This window comes from Pseudomonas sp. LTR0 (genome assembly GCF_036630035.1).
In the GTDB taxonomy this organism is placed as follows: Bacteria; Pseudomonadota; Gammaproteobacteria; order Pseudomonadales; family Pseudomonadaceae; genus Aquipseudomonas; species Aquipseudomonas putida_Y.
The window spans coordinates 4,968,707-4,989,608 of record NZ_CP123734.1; the positions used below are offsets into that span (position 1 = coordinate 4,968,707).

The following is a 20,902-nucleotide window of genomic DNA, read 5'->3' on the forward strand; positions in this document are numbered from 1 at the left end:
CGTCTAGAATGCCCGCTCAGTAACGGAGGATCCCGCCATGAATGCCTATACCTACCTCGCCATTGCCATCTGCGCCGAAGTCATCGCCACCGCCTCGATGAAGGCGGTGAAAGGCCTGAGCACGCCGTTGCCACTGCTGCTGATGGTGGTTGGCTATGGCATTGCGTTCTGGATGCTGACGCTGGTGGTACGCAGCATTCCGGTGGGGATTGCCTACGCCATCTGGTCGGGCCTGGGGATTGTGCTGATCAGTGTGGCGGCGCTGGTGATCTATGGGCAGAAGCTGGATATGCCGGCGATGCTTGGCATGGCCATGATCGTGGGTGGCGTGGTGGTGATTCAGCTGTTTTCGAAGACGGCTGGGCATTGATGTTTGCCCTGCGTCTGGCTGGAGGTCGTGCCAGGGCTGCCTGGTGCTTGACTTGATTTTTGGGGTGTCGGGTAGATCGAGCGCCGCCCGCGCGGCGCATCGCGAGCTGCGCTCGCTCCTACGTTTGTTTCGGGCCAGTAACGCCTGCAAAAGGCGCGCGCGGCCGCCTGGTTCGTACGACACGATATCGAGCCATGCGCCAAAGCGTCCGCGCGCAAATTCCACAGAAATAATTGGCCCGAAACAAACGTAGGAGCGAGCGCAGCTCGCGATGCGCCGCGCGGGCGGCGCGCGGTCTCCAAGACGACGCACCTCTAACGCCATACCCTTAAAGCCATGGCGCATGGCACGCCACACCGCATGGCATGAGGTTGCGCAATGGCCGGGCATGTTTGCCGTGGATGTTATGCCGTTGCTGAAATCGAGCGCCGCCCGCGCGGCGCATCGCGAGCTGCGCTCGCTCCTACGTCTGTTTCGGGCCAGTAACGCCCGTGACAGGCGCGCGCGGCCGTTTTGTTTGTTCGGCGCAATATCGCGACATGCCCCAAAGCGCCCGCGCGCAAATCCCCCAGAAATAATTGGCCCGAAACAAACGTAGGAGCGAGCGCAGCTCGCGATGCGCCGCGCGGGCGGCGCTCGGTCTCCAAGACGACGCACCTCTAACGCCATACCCTTAAAGCCATGGCGCATGGCACGCCACACCGCATGGCATGAGGTTGCGCAATGGCCGGGCATGTTTGCCGTGGATGTTATGCCGTTGCTGAAATCGAGCGCCGCCCGCGCGGCGCATCGCGAGCTGCGCTCGCTCCTCGTCTGTTTCGGGCCAGTAACGCCCGTGACAGGCGCGCGCGACCGTTTTGTTTGTTCGGCGCAATATCGCGACATGCCCCAAAGCGTCCGCGCGCAAATCCCACAGGAATAATTGGCCCGAAACAAACGTAGGAGCGAGCGCAGCTCGCGATGCGCCGCGCGGGCGGCGCTCGATCTAACAAGCGCGAAAAACCTCAAGGCGAGCCTCTGTTAGCCCTCACACGATCCCCCGTGTGCCTGACCCTGTATACTTGCCAGCTGTCCCAGTCTTCGAGGTATCGCCATGCCATCTGCCATTTCCACTGACGTGCTGATCGTCGGCGCCGGGGTCGCAGGCCTTTGGCTCAATGCCCGCCTGCGCCGCCTGGGCTACTCGACAGTGCTGGTGGAGCGCGCCAGCCTTGGCGGCGAGCAGACCATCAAGTCGCAGGGCATCATCCACGGCGGCACCAAATACGCCCTGCACGGCGCCCTGACCGGCGCCTCGGAAGCCATCGCCGACATGCCGCGCCGCTGGCGCGAGGCCTTGGCCGGCAACGGCGAACTCGACCTCGGGCGTACCCGCCTGCTCTCCGATGCCCACTACCTGTGGTCGCCGGGCACCTTGGCCGGCAACCTCACAAGCTTCTTCGCCAGCAAGGCCGTGCGCGGCCGGGTCGACCAGGTCAAGGGTGACCAGTTGCCACCGGCACTGCAGGACCGCGCGTTCAAGGGCAAGGTGTATCGCCTGGCGGAACTGGTGATCGATGTCCCGAGCCTGCTGGCCAATCTGGCCGAGCTGGCCGGCGAGTCCTTGCTGGCAGGTGAACGCATCGAACCCATGCGTGAAGGTGATGCGTTGGTTGGCCTGCGCGTGGACGACCGGGAAATCCGTGCCCAGCGCATCGTATTGAGCGCCGGAGCCGGCACCGAAGGCTTGCTGCAGGCGCTGGGCCTGGATCAGCCGGCCATGCAAACCCGCCCGCTGCACATGGTCATGGCCAAGGGCCCGAACCTCAAACCTTTGTACGCCCACTGCCTCGGCGGCGGGCCCAAGCCTCGGGTGACGGTGACCACCCATCCGGCAGCCGATGGCCAGTGGGTCTGGTACCTCGGTGGGGACCTGGCCGAAGCCGATGGCGTGGCGCGCGAGCCTGCAGCGCAGATTGCTGCAGCGCAGAAGGAAATCGCCAGCCTGCTGCCATGGGTCGACCAGAGCCTGGTGCGCTGGGCCACACTGCGCGTCGACCGCGCTGAGCCGGCACAATCCGGCCTGGTACGCCCGGACAACGCCTTCCTTGCCGACCAGCAGCGCCTGCTGGTCGGCTGGCCGACCAAGCTGGCACTGGCACCGGACTTCAGCGACCGGGTGATCAGCCACCTGGAGCGCGACGGCATTCGTCCACAAGCACAGGCCGACCTGACCGACCTGCCACGCCCTCCGCTGGGCGTGCCGGCCTGGGAGCAACTGCTGCCATGAGCCTGCCAACCCTGCACGAATTCCATCGCCCGCTGGGCAGCACCGGCCTCAAGGTCTCTCCACTGGGCCTCGGCACGGTCAAGCTGGGCCGCGATCAGGGCGTGAAGTACCCCACGGGCTTCACTATCCCCGGCGATGAAGACGCCCGCCTGTTACTGGCTCAGGCCCGCGAGCTTGGCATCAACCTGATCGACACCGCCCCGGCCTATGGCCACAGCGAAGAACGCCTGGGCCCGCTGCTGCGCGGCCAACGTGATGAATGGGTAATCGTCAGCAAGGTCGGTGAAGAGTTCGAGGAAGGCCTGTCGCATTTCGATTTCAGCGCCGCCCACACTCGCCGCTCGGTGGAGCGCAGCCTGCGCCGGCTCGAAACCGACCGCATCGAACTGGTGCTGGTGCATTCCGATGGCAACGACCTGGCCATTCTAGAACAGCAGGAGGTCTACCAGACCTTGGCCGAACTCAAGCAGGAGGGCAAGATCCTCGGTTTCGGGCTGTCCGGCAAGACCGTCGCCGGCGGTCTGAAAGCGCTGGAGCAAGGCGACTGCGCCATGGTCACCTACAACCTCAACGAACAGGCAGAACGCCCGGTGCTGGACTACGCTGCCGAACACGGCAAGGCCATCCTGGTAAAGAAGGCCTTGGCGAGCGGGCACATCTGCCTGGCCCCGGGTGTCGACCCGGTGCAGGCCAGCTTCGAGCTGCTGTTCGCCCACCCGGGCGTCAGCAGTGCTATTGTCGGCACCATCAACCCGTTGCACCTGGCCCACAATGTGGCCACCGTCGCCCGCATCCTGGGCCAGCATTGAGTTACCTCAGGCCTACGACTCAGGGCCTGGAGACTGACCCGACGCAAGGAGGAGCCTCGTGGCGCGAACGTTGATCCGCAAGAACCCGAGCAACTTCAAGACACTGCCACTGCATGTCGAGGCCACGCCCGAAGGCTTGATCTACCAAAGCATCGGCATGCCGCTGAACTTTGCCCAGACCCAGCAACGGCGCAAGGCCATCCAGTTACCCGACGCGCAACATTTCGTGGTCGAACTGGCCAACCTGGGCGTGTCAGTGCGCCTCACGCTGCATTGGCAGAACCGCGATTACTGGGTACTGGTGCGTCAGCGCCGACAAGACCGTGGCGATGTGGTGCTGAAACTGATTTCCGGTTATGTGCCGGCGCAGGAGCTGAACCTGCCGCTGCACACCGCTGTACAGGAAGTGGCCGAGGAGTGCCTGCTGGAAACCCCGGAAGGTTGGCTGGGCGGGCGCTTCAACGACACCTGGCTGCCCGTACCCTACGCCGCCGCCCTGCACTACCGCGAAACACCCCACTTCGTGCTGGCGCCCCAGTCCGGTGCCGCACGCCCGGTGCATTGCGGCAAACTGATGCTACTGGAGCGCCCACGGGCCTATGTGCACCTGCCCACCGCTTCGCTACAGCTGATCTATGACATGCGCCTGCAAGTGCCCCGGGACGCCAAGAAACTCAGCTTGTTCCACGTTGACGAACGGCTGGAGGGCGACCAGTTGGTGGCGCGGCTCAACCGCAAACGGCCCGACCTGTACCTGATGCCATTGAAGGACGGCCAGCCACTGGCAGAGCTGTATACGCTGAAAAAGGATGAACTGGTGCCAGCGAGTACGCGTGGGTTGTACCTGGCAGAGAGTTTTGCCCGGCAGGAAGGCTGGGTGGTGGCAGATGAACGGATACGCTGGAAGGATTGGGTGAAGCAGCAGGGTTTGGTGGAACGCACGCCTGAACGGGCGTCGCACTTGCAACGGTTTGGCGACAAGGCGCGAGCGCTGCTGGAGCGGGCGCGAACTTCGCTGCACAAGTGACATCCCGGGAGCTTTCACCTTCTTGCAGGCGCGGGTAAACCCGCCCCTGCAGAGGGCCGCCACAGCGACCCCAAGGCCAGATCAGTTCTTGCGAATTTTCTCGACAATCGCCGTGGTCGAGCTGTTCTCGACCAGCCCCAGCACCTTCACGGTGCCGCCATAGCCCTTGACGATATCAGCGCCCACCACCTGGTCGATGCCATAGTCGCCACCCTTCACCAGCACATCCGGCTTGACCTGGCTCAGCAGGTTTTCCGGGGTGCCTTCCGGGAAACTGATCACCCAGTCCACTGCGCCCAGACCGGCCAGTACGGCCATACGCCGGTCAACACTGTTGATCGGCCGGCCCGGCCCCTTCAGGCGGCTTACCGAGGCATCGTCATTTACCGCAACGATCAGGCGATCACCCTGAGCCCGCGCCTGCTCCAGGTAGGTGACATGCCCGGCATGCAGGATGTCGAAGCAGCCATTGGTAAAGACAATCTTCTCGTTGTGCGCCCGCGCGTCATCGATGGCCAGCAGCAATTGCTCCAGGCCCAGCACGCCGCGCTCGGAGCCTTCCTCACGCTGGATGGCCCGGCGCAGTTCAGGGGCGCTGATGGCAGCCGTACCCAGCTTGCCGACCACGATGCCCGCCGCCAGATTGGCCAGGGCCACCGCATGGGGCAGGTCCTCACCTGCGGCAATGGCCGCGGCAAGGGTGGAGATGACGGTATCGCCGGCACCGGTCACATCGAACACTTCGCGTGCCCGTGCTGGCAGGTGCAACGCCGGCTGACCAACGCGCAGCAGGGTCATGCCATGCTCACCGCGGGTGACCAGCAAGGCACCCAGGTCCAGGTCCTGCAGCAGCTGCAAGCCCTTGGCGACCAGTTCGGCTTCATCGACGCAACGGCCGACAATGGTCTCGAATTCGCTGAGGTTCGGGGTAATCAGGCTGGCGCCACGGTAGATGGAAAAGTCCTTGCCCTTGGGGTCGGCCAGCACCGGAATACGCTTGGCGCGCGCCGCCTGGATCAGGTCTTGGTGATTCTTCAATGCACCTTTGCCGTAGTCGGACAGCACCAGCACCTTGACGCCTTCGAGCAGGCCATCGACCTCCGCGCCCAGCGACAGCGGGTCGGTGGCGAACGGCTCTTCGAAATCGATACGCAGCAGCTGCTGGTGACGGCTCATGACCCGCAGCTTGACGATAGTCGGCTGATGCGCGATGCGCTGGAATACCGAACGGACACCGGCAGCCTGCAGACTGTTGGCCAGGCTGTCGGCAGCTTCATCTTGGCCGGTAACACCGATCAGCGAAGCCGGCGCGCCCAGCGCAGCAATGTTCAAGGCAACGTTGGCCGCACCGCCGGGGCGATCCTCGATCTGATCGACCTTGACCACCGGGACTGGCGCTTCGGGCGAAATACGCGAAGTACCGCCATGCCAGTAGCGGTCGAGCATGACATCGCCGACCACCAGTACCGGGGCTTGATCGAAACGCGGCATGGACAACTTCATGGGCAACCCATATGGAAATAATGAACAGGGGCAGGATATTAGCACAGGGTAGGCAATGGCTTTATGGCCAGATCATCCCTGGAAAATTCCCGTGACAATCGGGGCCATGACGGCCCCGATCAAGGAGGGTTCAGGTGATATCGGCCTTGGCCGGCTCATCCAGCCCCATGGCATGCAGGCGGGCATAATGGCCATTAGCCGCAAGCAGCTCGGCGTGAGTACCGCGCTCGACCAGGCGGCCCTGGTCCATGACCAGGATCTGGTCGGCCTTCTCGATGGTCGACAGGCGATGAGCAATCACCAGCGTGGTACGGCCCTGCATCACGTGGTCCAGAGCGGCCTGGATATGCCGCTCGGACTCGGTATCCAACGCCGAAGTGGCTTCGTCGAGGATCAGCAACGGCGCGTTTTTAAGCAGCGCACGGGCAATAGCCAGGCGCTGGCGCTGGCCACCAGAAAGCAGTACACCGTTCTCACCCACTTCAGTATCGAAGCCCTTTGGCAGCCGGTCGACGAATTCCTTGGCATAGGCATCGGCCGCGGCGGCCTCAATGTCTGCGCGCGGCGCGCCAGCCAGATCACCATAGGCGATGTTGTTGGCCACGGTGTCGTTGAACAGGGTGACATGCTGGGTGACTTGCGAAACATGGCGGCGCAGGTTGCGCAGGCGATAGTTCTCGATCTCCACGCCATCGAGCAGGATCTGCCCCTTGTCGTGGTGATAGAAACGCGGGATCAGGGCCGCCAGGGTAGACTTGCCACTGCCGGAGCGGCCGACCAGGGCGATCATCTGCCCGGGCTCGGCGACAAAACTGATGTCGCTCAGCACTTCACGCTCGGTACCCGGGTAAGTGAAGCTCAGGTTACGCACTTCCAGGCGCCCTTCCACACGTTCCTTCTCGACAGTACCGGTGTCCACTTCGGGTGCTTCGTCCAGTTGCTCGAAGATGCTCTCGGCACCTGCCAGGCCCTTCTGGATGGTCGAGCTGACTTCCGACAACTGGCGAATAGGCTTGGGCAGCAGGCCGGCAGCGGTGATATAGGCCACCAGGTCACCGGCAGTAGAATCCCCGCGCAGGAACAGTACCAGGAACATCAGCGCAGCCATGGCGCTGTAGATCACCAACTGAAGCATCGGTGTGTACAGCGCGCCGGTCTTGGTCATGCGCAGTTGCTTGTCGGTGTTGCTCTGGCTGGCCTGGTCGAATCGCCGCTCCTCATAGGCCTCGCCACCGAAGCTACGGACCACGCGGTATCCCTGGATGGTTTCCGAGGCAACGTGAGTGACGTCGCCCATGGCTACCTGGATCTTCTTGCTCTGCTTGCGGAATTTCTTGCTGGCGATGCTGACCATAACCGCGATCACCGGCAAGATGGCGACCATCACCAAGGTCAGGTGCCAGTTCATCCAGAGCAGATAGGCAAACAGGAACACCACGGTCAGGCCTTCGCGGATCACTACCTTGATGGCGTCGGTAGCAGCGCCGGTGACCATGGTCACATTGAAGGTAATGCGCGAAATCAGGTGCCCGGAGTTGTGGTTGTCGAAGTAGCGGTTGGGCAACACCAGCAGCTTGTTGAACAAAGCCACCCGCAGGTCATGCACCAGGCTCAGAGAGACCTTCGCCAGGAAGTAGTTGCCGAGGAACGAGCCAAGGCCCTGCCACGCAGCGATCAGGATGATCAGCAGCGGCACCGCCTGCAGCAATTGCAGGTCACGCAGGTAGGGTACGTTGGGGAACAATACCGCTTCGGGGTTGCTCAGCCCATCGACGAAGTACTTGAGAATGCCGGCCAGCATTGGCTGGGTCGAGGCAAAGATCACGAAACCGACAATGCTCAGCAGGAAAATGCCGACATAGGGTTTCACATAGCTCAACAGCCGGAAGTAGATCTTCAGGCTGGAGGTGTGCTCCGCTGGTCGCGGTGTTTCGGCCATTATCGAGCTCGCTGTTCAGGTTGAACCGGCAATTTTACCACAGGCGTCATTTTCGGCACGCCCCCATGGCAGCAACATGGCAAGGCCCACCGGCAGCCAGCTGATGAACCATTCGGCACGTGGCGTACCGGTGAGGCTGGCGGCATCGAACTGCATGGCCAGGGTCGAGTATACCCAGAACCCCAGCAGGACCTTGCCGAACAGGGTGCCGCGGGCGCGCACGATTTCGCCCAGCGTAAGCAGCCATACCATTACCCACAGCAACATGCCGGGCAAGCCCACTTCAACGGCAACATGGGTGAACATGTTGTGGGAATGATCAAAGTGCCTGCCGACGGCGCTCACTTCGTAATGAGCCCCCAGGCCAAGACCAGTCCAAGGGTGCGCGGCAATCATCTCGACCACAGCATGGAAAATTTCCGGCCGATAGGATGAACCCCGGTGGGCGATAAGGTCGTACACGGCCAAAAAGGCCAGGCCGGTGGCAAGCAATGCCAGAACAGAAAACACCCGGCTGTGGCGGTCACGGAACCACAGCGGCGCCATTACCACGGTAATCACCAGTGCCAGAATCGCGCCACGGCTCTGGCTGAAAATGGCGAAGGCACCCAGGCAAGCCAGTGCCGCCAGCCACAACAACTGCAAGCCACGGTGCCGAGGTGGCTCGTAGAGCATCAAGAGCAAGGCCGAACCAATGACATAAGCCCCCAGGATGGGGTGGGATATCTCGCCAATACCCTCCAGCCTGACCAGCAAAGGCTTATGCTGCACCCCATAGAACTTGAGGATGGAGACCAACGCAGCGAGGGCCAGCAACGCGCTGCCAAGCAGCAATAGCTGACGAATGCGGGCCTGGCCAAGCTGGGCCAACAGCGGAAACGCCAGCAGGAACACCAGGATGTAGAGCAAACGCTTGAGCTCGCGCCCGGGCTCCTCGGCGGGCGACCAGGCCAGGCTCAGACCGCTCCAGGCCAGCAGCAGCAGCACACTCCCCCACAGCGCCGGTTGCCGCCCCCAGGCTTGCACCAGCACACCTCGGGCCGACCAGGCCAATACCAGCGTTGGCAGCCACAAGAACAACACCAGACCTTGCTGATAAACCTTGTTGCTGGGTGCCAGGGCAATCGCCGCCAGGAACCAGACCAGACCCAATCCTAACCAGGCTCGTGCCCAGTTTTTTTGATACAACATCCTTTCCCCCGATGAATCAAAAACACCATCCATGGTGCTACAACATTATTTTCGGCATTATTGCCGGTCATTTTGCTCGCCAGACGACAAGGCCCTATTCATGCAATGCTCCCGGCTCACCCAGGTCGACTTCGATCAGCTGACACTTGGCGCACAGGTGCTTGAGGCAGACAGCCATGGCGCCAAAGTCTACCTGCTCACAGATGGAAATTTCCTCAAGGTTTTTCGTAGGAAGCGGCTGATTTCATCTGCACTGCTACGCCCTTACTCGCAGCGCTTCGTCGATAACGCCGCGCGCCTGACGCAACTGGGCATCCCCACCCTCGAAGTGATCAGCCAGCACAAACTCGACCTGCCGGGCCGCACTGCGGTGCTGTATCGCCCGCTACCTGGGCGGACACTGCTGCAGATGTCGCGCGACGACGGATTCAGCTGGGACATTTACCTGCCACGCCTGATCGAACTGATCCGCCAGTTGCACCGCAGCGGCGTTTACTTCCGTTCGCTGCACCTGGGCAATGTGGTGGTCACCCCCGACCAGCGTCTGGGCTTGATCGACGTGGCCGACATGCGTTTTCTACGCCCGCCGCTGTCGGCTCGCATGATTCGACGCAATGTGCAGCACATGGTGCGCTATATCGAGCGGGAGAACCTGGGCGACCGGTTCCCCCTTGCCGCCTTCGAGGCAGCCTTGCTGACACGCTGAGCGTCAACTGCGCAACAGGCTCTGCGAGCCGCTGCAGAATGCCTGCCAGGCCTGCTCCGGCGCCAGTGCCTGGCGCTGCTTCGCGGCGATCGTCGATGCACTGAGCACCGCACAGCGCTCGATCGCCTCAGCCCAGGCGCTTTCGTCGGCAACCGGCAGGTAGCCACCCGTATCGTGCAACTGCTCGCGGAACACCTGCAGGTCGCTGCACACCACCGGTACATCGGCCATCACCGCTTCTTGCACCACCAGCCCCAGGCCTTCGGAACGCGAAGGCACCAATAGCCAGTCGAATGCCCGATACAGCTGCTGCAGGTCTTCGCGGTGACCGCGCAGATGAACGCGCCCAGCCAGGCCCAGCGCGTTGATACGCTGCTGCAACATGGCATGCTGCGGCCCCTCGCCAATGATCGCCAGTTGCAGGTCCGGCTGCCGTGCACTGGCCCTGGCGAATGCTTCGATCAGCATCTCGAAACCTTTACTCTCTACCAACCGCCCTACCGCACCCAGCATCACTCCGGCGCCGTGGGGCAACCGCAGCGCCTGCCTGGCCTGATCACGGCTCAGCAAAGGCTCGACGAATGCACGCGGGTCAAGCGCCATGCGCAGTGTCTGCACCGGCCTACCCAGATCACACTCCAGCGACTCGGCCAACGTCCGTGATACCGCCGCAACACTCAGCCGCTCGGACGGAAACATCTGCAACAAGCGGATATCGCTGGCATTCAGACGCGTCGTGCCATGGAACAGTACCTTGGCACGTACGTGGGGAATACGCTGCAACAACGGCAGCACCAACCGAGCGACGCCAATACCATCGAGCAGCACGATTTCTGCCCCCGCCTCGGCCAGTGCCTTGCGCAACCGCATGCGCAGCCATGGGCGCAGCAAGCGCCACAAGTGCCGCCCTTTGAGCGCACGTGAGGGCATATGCCATTCCCGGGTCGAACCGAGCCCACAGCAGAGCCCGCTCCCCAGCAGCAGCCAATTACTGATCCGGGCGTCGGCACCCGCGTTCGACAAGACCTGCCGATGCACCCTGTGAATCGACATGTAGGGCGTTCCACCCGCCCACATCATATTGACGATGTTCATGGGTCCTCTCCCGCTCAAGTCAGGTGGGACAGTGACTTCATTGAACAAAAAAGGTGATTCCCATGCCGATCAAGGTCCCCGCAACCAGCGCCAACGCCAGCTTCATCCGATCACGCTGACGGCGCTTGGCCTTACGCTCCACTTCAATGGGCAAGGTCACGTGATTGCCGAATCCAGTGTGCAATACTGCATCACCCTCCAAGGTGACCGCCGTCAGATTTAACTCAGCGTAGCGACGGGAAAGCGCCTTTTCTCCAGCATAGGCGGCAAACGGCGCACAGCGCTGGTAATCGCTCAATCGGCGCAGCCCAGGGTTGAGCGAGAACGCCTGCCACTCGGCCTTGTCGGACAGCAGCGGATAACACGGCACCCCGGCGATCACCTGACGATCGCCCAAGTGGATGTACGGGCTGTGGATGGCCAGATCGTGGGCATGGCTGCGCAACCACACCTGCAACAGGTGGGGACTGACATCCAGGATGGCCCGCGAGTCTTCGACAAAGCCTTGGCGGTAGAATTGCCAGTCGTCTTCGCAGTGAAAAATGTAAGGCGTCTTCACGTGGCTGTAGGCCAGGTCGATAGACGGCAACTGACCAAGTTTTGGCCGGTTGACGAACACCTTGCAGTGCGGCTTCCAGTGCTCCGGCACAGCGGCATGCACAGCATCGTCGCCAGAGTCTTCGGTGATGAATACCTCGCGAATGGGCGCGGTGTTGTAGCGATCGAAACTCTCAAGGGTGTCTTTGAGCAGATCGAACCGCCCACAACTGGTCACGACGAGCGTGACGTCACTCTCATTTGAAAAGCGCACCGGACTCCCTCCGCATTACGACTATCGGCCTTCAACGACCCGCTCCTGGGCGCGAAAGCTCTTGTTTAGATGCCCAGCTTCAGGCGCAGCCGCTGCCATGCAGACAATGGCGGGTGGGGCCTGAGCGCCGGGCGCATATGGTCGACGATGCTACGTCCAACTGCGCCGAAACTAAAACGGGAAACCGCAAGTTGGCGGCCATTTTCTGCAATCTGCCGTGCCAGCTCGGGGTTCTCGCGCAAGTGACGAAGCTTTTCCTGAAGGGTCGGGATGTTGTCATAGAACACCACGTTGTGCATGTCTTGCAGACCCAGCGCACGGTTCTCTTCCTCGCCCTGGTCGTACGCCAGCAACACACAGCCACAGGCCATGGCTTCGAAGTTCTTTATCATGTATTCGCCCATGCCGACATCGGCACTGACGAAGAAACGAATACGGTTGAGCGTGTTGCAGTAGTCCTCGCCCGACTTGGTACGGGTTACCAGCAGGTTCTCGACCTGCCCCAACTCGTCCAGCAGTGCCTTGCGGCCGCTATAGGCCACGCTGTTGACGCTGCCGACAAAGGCCAGCTCGATGTCACGCTCACGCCCTTGGTCGGCCAGCAACTGCTCGTCATAGCCCTTGGGCACGAACACCGCGTCAAAACCTTCCTGGCGCAGGCGCTCGCTGACCATATAGCCGGAGCTGATCACCCGCGCCCATGGCAACTGGCGGTAATGAGCGCTGAACTTGCCGGTGTACTTGCACGGGATGTAGTTCTGGTAGGCGTCGTGCTCGAGAATCACCAGGTTCGGCACCGTGCGGATAAAGGCCACCTGACGGATCTCCTGCTTGAAACGCAGGAAGAACACGATGCGGTCATAGCGCTCGACCTGCACCTCACGCTTGAAGTAACGGCGCAGGTTGCGCTGATCCTGGCTGGTCAGCCAGCGCAGGTCGCACTCGCAGTTGGCCGCGACGCCATCGTACAGGCGGTCAAGAATGGCCCGCTGTTCCTTCTGTACCAGAAATAGGACTTTCATTGCTTTCCTTGGGCGCTCTGCGCCTTCGCGGTCAACCATGGGGCGTGCTTACAGCTCACGCCGCCAGAACAGTTCGTGTCGGCGCACGGCCTTGCGGAAGAATTCGTTCTCCCCATAAGGCGATGGCTGTCTCCCGGCAAGCCAGCGTTGCAGCACGCGGCGCAGGCGGCGCTTGAACGGTGCCGGCGGCTGCAGGTCGTGCATCATGCCCAGGGCCATGGCCTTGTCGCGCTGGGTCGCGCAGTCCAGCACCAGGCTGCAGGGCGCCCAGGCCTGGGCGGCGCTCAATTGCGGCGGCAAGGCTACGCCATCACCACTGTTGCCCATCGGCCAGCGGTCGTTATCGTGCAGGTGGTTGGCGTAGCACAGCAAGGTTTGTGGCTGCCAGGCCATACCTTGCAAGGCTTCCAGCACCGCCGCCTGAGCGCAGATATGGTCCGGGTGGGGGTCTAACTGCGGGTGCGGCATCACCAGCACCTCTGGCTTGGCCAGTTCCAGCAAGGCTCGCAAATCGGCCAGCAGGTTGTGCCAGGTGGGCGCGCCATCACGGTCGCCCGGTAACGGGAACGGGTTGAACTGGCGGAACACGCGGATATCGGCCAGGTCTGCCTCACGTGAGGCAGCCGGCTGATCGGGTGCGGCCTGCATGGCAGGCAGCTGCAGGCAGAAGTAACCTAGCTGTATGCAACGCGACTCCGGCACACCGGCCCAACGCGGCACGGCGATGCTGTCCCAGGCACGCAGGCGACCTTTCAGGCGCGCGGCCTCGGCCTTTGCCAGGCCCATCTGCTGGTAGTGCTCGGCCTCTATCTCACCGGCAGTCAGGGTCACCACCCAGCTTTCGTCGGCCTGGCTGTACAAACCATACGCGGCCAACTCGGCGTCATCGGCATGTGGCGCGATCACCATCACCCGGCGCCGCTGCAGCTCGACCGAGGGGGTTATCCACAGGCGCAACTGACCCTGCAGCCGGCAATGCCGGCCGCGCAGTCGCAACGTACCGGCCTGCAGTGGCGCAGCAAGACCCGTCAGGTTAAGGAAGCGCACGCCATCGACGCCACGCTCGAACGCTTGCCGATCGGCCTGTTCGCCAGCCAGCAGCTCGACCCGAGGGTCGAGAAAGCGCCCCAACCAGCTGCTTTTTAGCCGCAGTTCAAGCACCAGGGTTTCGTCGCCTTGCAACGTGCAATCAGCCTTGAGCCAGCCATCGTGCAGGCTGGCTGGAACCTGCTGCACCTGATCGCCGAAGTCGTAGGCATAGTCCTCACCCGGTGCATAGAACAGGTGGTCGGCAAACCAGGCCTCATGGGCAGCCCAGAGCAGCGGCAACAACAGCAGTGGCAGCCACCACCAGCTGAAAACACCGAGGGCGACCAGCGCAACCAGGCCCGCCAGCAGCCCCAGGCGTTTGTTGCGCCGGTGGCGCTTGAGCAACTGCTGCTTGCGGCTCACGCTTGATACACCGGCACAGGGTTGCACCATCGGTCCTTGTACTCACGGTCAGCACGGCCGAACGAGAACCGCAGCGGCTTGTTGCGCGCCCGGGCATCTTCCCAGGCGGCCTGGGTATTGAGGAAGCTCAGCACGCTGCCTGGGCTGAAGGCCTTGGTTTCAGGGTCGACACCGCCATTGATGTACTCGACGCTGATCCACTCCGGCGCTTCGACGCGGTACACCAGCTGGATGGCAATCGGCTTACCGTCCAGCAGCAACACCGAGCCGATCAGCAGCTCACGCAGGCGCTCCAGCACATCGGCCATACGCTCGGCACCGGTGGCAGGGAAGCCCCAGCGGCGCAGGAACAGGTCGCAGTACATGCTGGCGATTTCCTGAGCACTGAAGTCGCTGATCGGGCGTACCACACCACCCGCCTCTTCCAGCAGGCGAAGTTCACGGCGCTGGTTGTAGCGGAACTTCTTCGACAGGTCTTCAGGCGCCCGGGCCATGGCCAACTGCTCCTTCTGCGCCTTGAGGCCGTTGAAGCGGCCCAGGTTCAGTTCGGACAGGTAACGCACGGTATGGCGCAACGGCGCAGCGGCATCAGGCGCCGCCGGCAGGATGATCTCGGCGTTGCCGAGGTCGAACAGGGCTTTCTTGCCAGCACGCTTCAGCACGTCCTTGGACAGCGCCAGGTGACGCCCCCAGACCGGGATCGCGGCTTTCAGCTCGCCAGCCTGGTGCCAGCCCAGGTAACGCACCGGGATTTGTGCCAGGTCCGCCAGTTGCTCGACCACCAGCGGATGGGTGGCGACACTGCCGCCAAAGCGCCCCCACGCCTGGGCATACGCGTTGGCATCGATAGCTTGCCAACCGCGCTCGCGGAAGGCCTGGATACGATTGAGCATCAGGCCTGCCCCACCAACGCGCGCACCTGCGGGAGTTGCCAGAAGGCCTCGCGCACCGCCTGGTCAGAGAAACGCTCACGCAGGCGCTGCAGCATGTGCCTGGCGCAGACCTGGCGCTGTTCAGCATCCAGTACGGCCATGTGCTTCAGGCCCTGGGCCAGCTGCGCGGCGTCGCCCAGCGGGAACAGAACGCCAACGCCCTCGACCACTTCGCGAGCACCGCCACAGGCCGTGGCCAGCACCGGCACACCGGCAACCATCGCTTCAAGCAGGACCATGCCGAACGGCTCGTGATCCGAACTCAAAGCGAACACGTCGAACGCCTGAAAGTAACGGCGCGCATCCGGTACCTGGCCAAGAAAGTCGACTTGCCCGGCAATGCCAAGCTCGGCGGCCAACGCCATGAGCTTGGCCTCCAGACGCCCCTTGCCGAGGATTGCCAGGCGGGCACCAGCCGGCAGCCCCGGCAGTGCCTGGGCAAAACCGCGCAACAGGGTGGCCTGGTCCTTGTCCGGGTGCAGGCGCCCAACATTGCCGACGATCCACGCCTGAGCATCCAGGCCCAAGGCCTGGCGTGCGTCAGCGCGCGGCACCAGGGCTGCTTGCAGGGCGTCGATGTCGATGCGGTTGTACAGGGTCTGAATGCGCTCGGCCGGCCACTGAGGCAAGCAACGCCGCATATCGTCACGTACCGCGTCCGAAACACCCAGCAGGCTCAGACGCTTGCTGAACAGGTTCGCGAACAGGCGGCGGCCTTTGCGCTGGTAGTCGCCAAAGGCATGGTGCACACCAATCACTGGCAGGCCGGTGCCCAGCAGGGCAACGTAGATCGGCTTGAAGCGATGGGCGATGCAGAAAGCGAAATTGCGTTCGGCCGCAATGCGCCGCAATGCGCGGATGGCGCCGAGTTTCAGACCACGCACGTCCTTGGAACTGAACTCAAGGAACAGCACCTCCTCCGACGCACAGCCAGCCGCTACCTGCGCGTCGGCGGCGCCGGTGAGGAACACCGTAGTCACCTGGTACCCACGCCCCTGAAACAGGCTGGCGTACTGACGGGCACAGTCCAGGAACGGCCCGTCATAGCCATGGCAGAACTGCAGGATGCGCGGTTCAGAGCGGCTGGTCATACGGGGCCGCGCCGTCCTTCACAACCAAAATGTCTTCCATGATCAGGTACTGCAAGTCCGAGCCGAAGAACATGTTCAACGCATCGGTCGGTGAGCAGATCATCGGTTCACCACGACGGTTCAGCGAGGTGTTCAGCGACACGCCGTTGCCAGTCAGGTCTTCCAGCGCCTTCATCATGTCGTAGTAGCGCGGGTTGTACTCGCGCTTGAGCACCTGGGCACGCGAAGTGCCGTCCTCATGCACCACTTCCGGCACGCGGGTCTTCCACTCTTCAGCGACTTCGAAGGTGAAGGTCATGAACGGCGCGGGATGGTCGACCTTGATCATCTGCGGGGCGACAGTGTCGAGCATCGACGGGCAGAAAGGTCTCCAGCGTTCGCGGAACTTGATCTGGTGGTTGATGCGGTCAGCCACGCCTTCCACGCTCGGGCAGCCGATGATCGATCGGCCACCGAGGGCACGCGGCCCGAACTCCATGCGGCCCTGGAACCAGGCTACCGGGTTGCCGTCGACCATGATCTGGGCGATCTGCTGCGGCATGTTCTCGAGTTTGCGCCACTTTGGCTGGTTCGGGTGACGGGCGCAGGCAGCGATCACGTCTTCGTTGGAGTACGACGGGCCGAGGTAGACGTGCTCCATCTTCTCGACCGGAACGCCACGGGCGTGCGAAACATAGGCTGCGGCGCCAACGGCAGTCCCGGCGTCGCCGGAGGCTGGCTGGACGAACAACTCTTTCACGTCCGGACGGGCGATGATTTTCTGGTTGAGCTTGACGTTCAGCGCACAGCCGCCAGCGAAGGCCAGCTTGCCGGTTTCACGCAGGGTGTCGCCCAGGTAATGGTCGATCATCTGCAGCGCCAGTTTCTCGAACAGCGCCTGCATGCTGGCGGCGTAATGGATGTACGGCTCGTCGGCGATGTCGCCTTCGCGCTTGGGGCCCAGCCATTCGATCAGCTTCGGCGAGAAGTAGAAGCCTTTGCCCTTCTCTTTATAGCGGCGCAGGCCGATAACGTTGGCGTACTCGGTGTTGATGACCAGCTCGCCGTTCTCGAAGCTGGCCAGACGCGAGAAGTCATACTTGCTTGCGTCGCCATACGGCGCCATGCCCATGACCTTGAACTCGCCATCGAGCATTTCGAAGCCCAGGAACTCGGTGATGGCACCGTACAGGCCACCCAGCGAGTCAGGGTCGAAGAATTCCTTGATCTTGTGGATCTTGCCGTTTTCACCGTAGCCAAAGAAGGTAGTGGCGTACTCGCCCTTGCCGTCGATGCCCAGGATTGCGGTTTTTTCCTTGAAGCCCGAGCAGTGATAAGCACTGGAAGCGTGGGCCAGGTGGTGCTCGACGGGCTCGATCTTGACCTTTTTCGGGTCAAAGCCCAGTTGCTCCAGGCACCAGACGATCTTCTTGCGATAACGCTTGTAGCGACGGTTGCCCATCAGGATGGCATCGAGTGCACGATCCGGGGCGTACCAATAGCGCTTGGCATAGTGCCACCGCGCCTTGCCGAACAGGCTGATCGGGGCGAACGGGATGGCTACCACGTCGACGTCGGACGGCTTGATGCCTGCCTGTTCCAGGCAGAACTTCGCCGACTCGTAGGGCATGCGGTTCTTCGCATGCTTGTCACGCACGAAGCGCTCTTCTTCGGCGGCGGCAATCAGCTTGCCGTCAATGTACAGGGCCGCGGAAGGGTCATGGCTAAGGGCGCCGGACAGGCCAAGAATCGTCAATGCCAAGGGATTAGCCTCTTCATTCGGTAGAAATGCGCCAACGGCCTCTTGGGCGGATGGCGGCTAAAGGGCGGGATTATAACGCAAACATTGGAGGCACACCGCCCCCTTGTGGGAGCGGGTTCACCCGCGAAGCCGTCACGCGGTGGATGGCACCGGCGTTGCCGGTGTTCGCGGGCAAACCCGCTCAGGTTTACTCGGCGATCAGCCAGTCCATGCGGTAACTACCGGCGGTTTGTGCCAGCTCTTTGGCCAGCCATGGCAGCAGCTCCTTAAGCTCATCCTCCAACCCCCACGGCGGGTTGGCGATGGCCAGGCCAGAGCCGTTCAGCCCCTGAGGGCTGTCCTGGTGATGCACATACAGCTCAACCCGCAACAGTTTCGGCGCACCAGTGCTGGTCAGGTCCTGGTAATAGCGGGTCAGCGAACGCTGGTCCTTGATCGGGTACCAGATGGCCACAACCGTCTGGCGCATGCGGCCAATCGCCTCTTTCATGGCAGTGGTGCAGCGCTTGAGCTCATCGGCCTGCTCGAACGGCGGGTCGATCAGCATGATCGCGCGCTTTTCCTGCACCGGCAGCAAGGCCCGCGGCACATGCCAGCCTTCACCCAGATGCACGGTCACGCGCGGGTCTTTTTTCATGTTTTCTTTGAGGAGCGGCCCGTCTTCGGGGTGTTTCTCGTTGAGCAGGGCGCGGTCCTGCTGGCGCATCAGACGACGTGCCAGTTCCGGCGAACCTGGGTAGTAGCGCAGCTCGCCATCGGCATTCAGGCGCTTGATGATGCGCAGGTAGTCGTCGGCCATGGCCGGCAGGTCATCGCGATTCCACAGGCGGGCTACGCCTTCCAGGTACTCGCCGGTGCGGCTTGCCTGGTCACCCTGCAGGTCGTACAGGCCGAGCCCTGCGTGGGTATCGATATAGGCGAAAGGCTGCTCCTTGCGCGACATCAGGGCGATGAGGCGGGTCAGCACGATGTGTTTGAGGACGTCGGCGTGGTTGCCGGCGTGGAAGGCGTGACGATAGTTCATGGCAACTCCTGCGAAGGCGGCAAGTTTACCTTGCCTTGCAGGCGGAGTCAGGCCTGGCTGCTGATTGGCGGCACCCGCAAAGCAGGCGCCGCCAATTCAACGGGTGTTACTTGTCGGCGTGATACGCCGCGTCAGCCGCTTCGAAGCGTTTGACCATCGCCTGCGAAGGGCTACCCAGCTTGCTCACCAGAACAATGGCGATGCTGGCGAACAGGAAGCCCGGGATGATTTCGTACAACCCGAGGGTGTCGAAGTTCTTCCACAGGATCACCGTCAGCGCACCCACCACGATACCGGCCAGCGCGCCGTTACGGGTCATGCCTTTCCACAGCACCGAAATCAGCACCACCGGGCCGAAGGCAGCACCGAAGCCGGCCCAGGCATAGGCCACCAGGCCCAGCACGCGGTTTTCCGGATTGGCGGCCATGGTGATGGCAATCAGGGCCACGGCCAGCACCATCAGACGGCCGACCCACACCAGCTCGATCTGCGAAGCATTCTTGCGCAGGAAGGCTTTGTAGAAGTCTTCGGTCAAGGCACTGGAGCACACCAGCAGCTGGCAGCTCAGGGTACTCATGACCGCGGCCAGGATGGCCGACAGCAGGACACCTGCGATCCATGGGTTGAACAGGATCTTGGCCAGTTCGATGAACACACGTTCGTGGTTCTCGCTTACCGGGCCTGCCAGTTCAGGATGGGCCGAGAAGTAGGCGATACCGAAGAAGCCTACGGCGCAGGTACCCGCCAGGCACAGGATCATCCAGGTCATGGAAATGCGGCGCGCCTTGGCGATCGACTTCACCGAATCAGCGGCCATGAAGCGCGCCAGGATATGCGGCTGGCCGAAGTAACCCAGGCCCCAGCCCATCAGCGAGATGATACCGATGAAGGTGGCACCCTTGAGCATGTCGAAGTTCGCCGGGTTCACCGCCTCGATAGCGGCGAAGGTCTGGTCGAAGCCACCGGTGGCGATCAGCACGAACACCGGGGTGAGGATGAGCGCGAAGATCATCAGCGTGGCCTGCACGGTGTCGGTCCAGCTCACAGCCAGGAAACCACCGATGAATGTGTAGGCGATGGTCGCCGCTGCACCAGCCCACAGCGCGGTTTCATACGACATGCCGAAGGTGCTCTCGAACAGACGGGCACCGGCAACGATGCCGGAAGCGCAGTAGATGGTGAAGAAGACCAGGATGACGATGGCGGAGATGATACGCAGCAGGCCGCTATTGTCTTCGAAACGGCTGGAGAAATAGTCCGGCAGGGTCAGCGCGTCACCGTTGTGCTCGGTCTGCACGCGCAGCCGGCCAGCCACGAACAGCCAGTTCAGGTAGGCACCAACCGTCAGGCCGATGGCGATCCAGACCTCGGACAGGCCCGCGAAGTAGATGGCACCGGGCAGGCCCATCAGCAGCCAGCCACTCATGTCGGAGGCACCGGCAGACAGCGCGGTAACCACGCTACCCAGGCTGCGACCGCCCAGAATGTAATCGGAAAGGTTTTTGGTGGCGCGATAGGCGGCGAAGCCGATCAGCACCATTGCTGCGATGTAGATCACGAAGGTGATCGTTAGTGGATTGCCCATGCGTGTGCCCTGGCGTTTGTTTTTATCATGCACAACCGCAGCGATGGCGGTTGCACCCAGGCGGCGAATGCTATGCAACAACGCAAAGAAGGTGCAACCATTTTTCTTTTGCAAGTTGCACCTGCCAGTGCATTTTCCGACAAAGCCCATTTTTTGCTCCTTTCGGGAGTAAAAAACCGGTTTTTCAGAATAAATCACACCAAAAACGCCCCTTTTCAGGGGACGGGAATGGCTATCGGACGAGTTGCACCTTCTACACAAAAAATTCAGGTTGCACCTAGTTGCACCCGAATTGTCCTACAGCTACTCTTGATGCCAGCTTAGGCCACAACCGT

19 protein-coding genes are annotated in these 20,902 nt (G+C 62.3%); 7 read left to right on the plus strand and 12 right to left on the minus strand.

From position 1 onward, the window contains the following. The first annotated feature begins 37 nt into the window (after positions 1 to 37). The 5 genes from QCL51_RS22770 to QCL51_RS22790 all read left to right on the plus strand — a co-directional run bounded on the left by QCL51_RS22770 (position 38) and on the right by QCL51_RS22790 (position 4,475). Positions 38 to 370 carry a multidrug efflux SMR transporter gene (locus QCL51_RS22770; protein ID WP_004577390.1) on the plus strand — a complete coding sequence of 111 codons (333 nt, stop codon included), beginning with the start codon at positions 38 to 40 and terminating at the stop codon, positions 368 to 370. A gap of 688 nt (positions 371 to 1,058) precedes the next feature. After that, the gene (locus tag QCL51_RS22775; RefSeq protein WP_146048235.1) at positions 1,059 to 1,292 is read left to right on the plus strand and encodes a hypothetical protein; all 234 of its coding nucleotides are present in this window, start codon (positions 1,059 to 1,061) and stop codon (positions 1,290 to 1,292) included. Positions 1,293 to 1,463: 171 nt separating this feature from the next. Next, positions 1,464 to 2,639, plus strand: coding sequence for an FAD-dependent oxidoreductase (locus QCL51_RS22780; protein ID WP_021783831.1), 1,176 nt, complete (start codon positions 1,464 to 1,466; stop codon positions 2,637 to 2,639). Next, positions 2,636 to 3,448, plus strand: a complete 813-nt coding sequence (locus tag QCL51_RS22785; protein ID WP_084850260.1) for an aldo/keto reductase — start codon at positions 2,636 to 2,638, stop codon at positions 3,446 to 3,448. Before QCL51_RS22780 ends, QCL51_RS22785 begins: the two co-directional genes overlap by 4 nt. A gap of 58 nt (positions 3,449 to 3,506) precedes the next feature. After that, positions 3,507 to 4,475 (plus strand): hypothetical protein, encoded by a 969-nt coding sequence (locus tag QCL51_RS22790; protein ID WP_021783833.1) that lies wholly within the window; start codon positions 3,507 to 3,509, stop codon positions 4,473 to 4,475. A gap of 81 nt (positions 4,476 to 4,556) precedes the next feature. Here the strand turns inward: QCL51_RS22790 and hldE are convergent, their stop codons facing one another. The 3 genes from hldE to QCL51_RS22805 form a co-directional block, all read right to left on the minus strand. Continuing rightward, positions 4,557 to 5,978: a bifunctional D-glycero-beta-D-manno-heptose-7-phosphate kinase/D-glycero-beta-D-manno-heptose 1-phosphate adenylyltransferase HldE gene (gene hldE / locus QCL51_RS22795; protein WP_021783834.1), complete on the minus strand. Its 1,422-nt coding sequence runs from the start codon at positions 5,976 to 5,978 to the stop codon at positions 4,557 to 4,559. A 130-nt stretch (positions 5,979 to 6,108) separates the two neighbouring features. Then, a complete protein-coding gene (gene msbA, locus QCL51_RS22800; protein ID WP_084850259.1) occupies positions 6,109 to 7,917 on the minus strand; it encodes a lipid A export permease/ATP-binding protein MsbA in 1,809 nt (602 codons plus the stop codon). 15 nt (positions 7,918 to 7,932) lie between these two features. Continuing rightward, a complete protein-coding gene (locus QCL51_RS22805) occupies positions 7,933 to 9,108 on the minus strand; it encodes an O-antigen ligase family protein (protein WP_338444305.1) in 1,176 nt (391 codons plus the stop codon). Between the two features lie 100 nt (positions 9,109 to 9,208). On the opposite strand from QCL51_RS22805, the gene QCL51_RS22810 reads away from it, so the two are divergent. Then, positions 9,209 to 9,814 (plus strand): hypothetical protein, encoded by a 606-nt coding sequence (locus QCL51_RS22810; RefSeq protein ID WP_021783837.1) that lies wholly within the window; start codon positions 9,209 to 9,211, stop codon positions 9,812 to 9,814. 3 nt (positions 9,815 to 9,817) lie between these two features. On the opposite strand, the gene QCL51_RS22815 is transcribed toward QCL51_RS22810, so the two are convergent. From QCL51_RS22815 to putP, 9 genes are all read right to left on the minus strand, one after another. Continuing rightward, complete coding sequence (locus tag QCL51_RS22815) at positions 9,818 to 10,909, minus strand: glycosyltransferase (RefSeq protein WP_031322437.1); 1,092 nt, start codon at positions 10,907 to 10,909, stop codon at positions 9,818 to 9,820. 37 nt (positions 10,910 to 10,946) lie between these two features. Then, a complete protein-coding gene (locus QCL51_RS22820; protein ID WP_028697038.1) occupies positions 10,947 to 11,720 on the minus strand; it encodes a hypothetical protein in 774 nt (257 codons plus the stop codon). Positions 11,721 to 11,785: 65 nt separating this feature from the next. Beyond that, positions 11,786 to 12,742: a glycosyltransferase gene (locus QCL51_RS22825; RefSeq protein WP_103469620.1), complete on the minus strand. Its 957-nt coding sequence runs from the start codon at positions 12,740 to 12,742 to the stop codon at positions 11,786 to 11,788. 48 nt (positions 12,743 to 12,790) lie between these two features. Further along, the gene (locus tag QCL51_RS22830; protein ID WP_338444307.1) at positions 12,791 to 14,194 is read right to left on the minus strand and encodes a PIG-L family deacetylase; all 1,404 of its coding nucleotides are present in this window, start codon (positions 14,192 to 14,194) and stop codon (positions 12,791 to 12,793) included. Then, positions 14,191 to 15,087 (minus strand): antimicrobial resistance protein Mig-14, encoded by an 897-nt coding sequence (locus QCL51_RS22835; RefSeq protein WP_338444308.1) that lies wholly within the window; start codon positions 15,085 to 15,087, stop codon positions 14,191 to 14,193. The genes QCL51_RS22830 and QCL51_RS22835 overlap by 4 nt, the downstream gene beginning before the upstream one ends. Next, positions 15,087 to 16,217, minus strand: a complete 1,131-nt coding sequence (locus tag QCL51_RS22840; RefSeq protein ID WP_330508600.1) for a glycosyltransferase — start codon at positions 16,215 to 16,217, stop codon at positions 15,087 to 15,089. The genes QCL51_RS22835 and QCL51_RS22840 overlap by 1 nt, the downstream gene beginning before the upstream one ends. After that, the gene (locus QCL51_RS22845; RefSeq protein ID WP_003249431.1) at positions 16,201 to 17,958 is read right to left on the minus strand and encodes a carbamoyltransferase; all 1,758 of its coding nucleotides are present in this window, start codon (positions 17,956 to 17,958) and stop codon (positions 16,201 to 16,203) included. The genes QCL51_RS22840 and QCL51_RS22845 overlap by 17 nt, the downstream gene beginning before the upstream one ends. Positions 17,959 to 18,145: 187 nt before the next feature. Beyond that, a complete protein-coding gene (gene rlmJ / locus QCL51_RS22850) occupies positions 18,146 to 18,982 on the minus strand; it encodes a 23S rRNA (adenine(2030)-N(6))-methyltransferase RlmJ (protein ID WP_003249430.1) in 837 nt (278 codons plus the stop codon). A gap of 106 nt (positions 18,983 to 19,088) precedes the next feature. Then, a complete protein-coding gene (putP, locus tag QCL51_RS22855; RefSeq protein WP_028697041.1) occupies positions 19,089 to 20,567 on the minus strand; it encodes a sodium/proline symporter PutP in 1,479 nt (492 codons plus the stop codon). Positions 20,568 to 20,594: 27 nt separating this feature from the next. On the opposite strand from putP, the gene QCL51_RS22860 reads away from it, so the two are divergent. Further along, positions 20,595 to 20,891, plus strand: a complete 297-nt coding sequence (locus QCL51_RS22860; RefSeq protein WP_338444311.1) for a hypothetical protein — start codon at positions 20,595 to 20,597, stop codon at positions 20,889 to 20,891. Positions 20,892 to 20,902 lie beyond the last annotated feature (11 nt).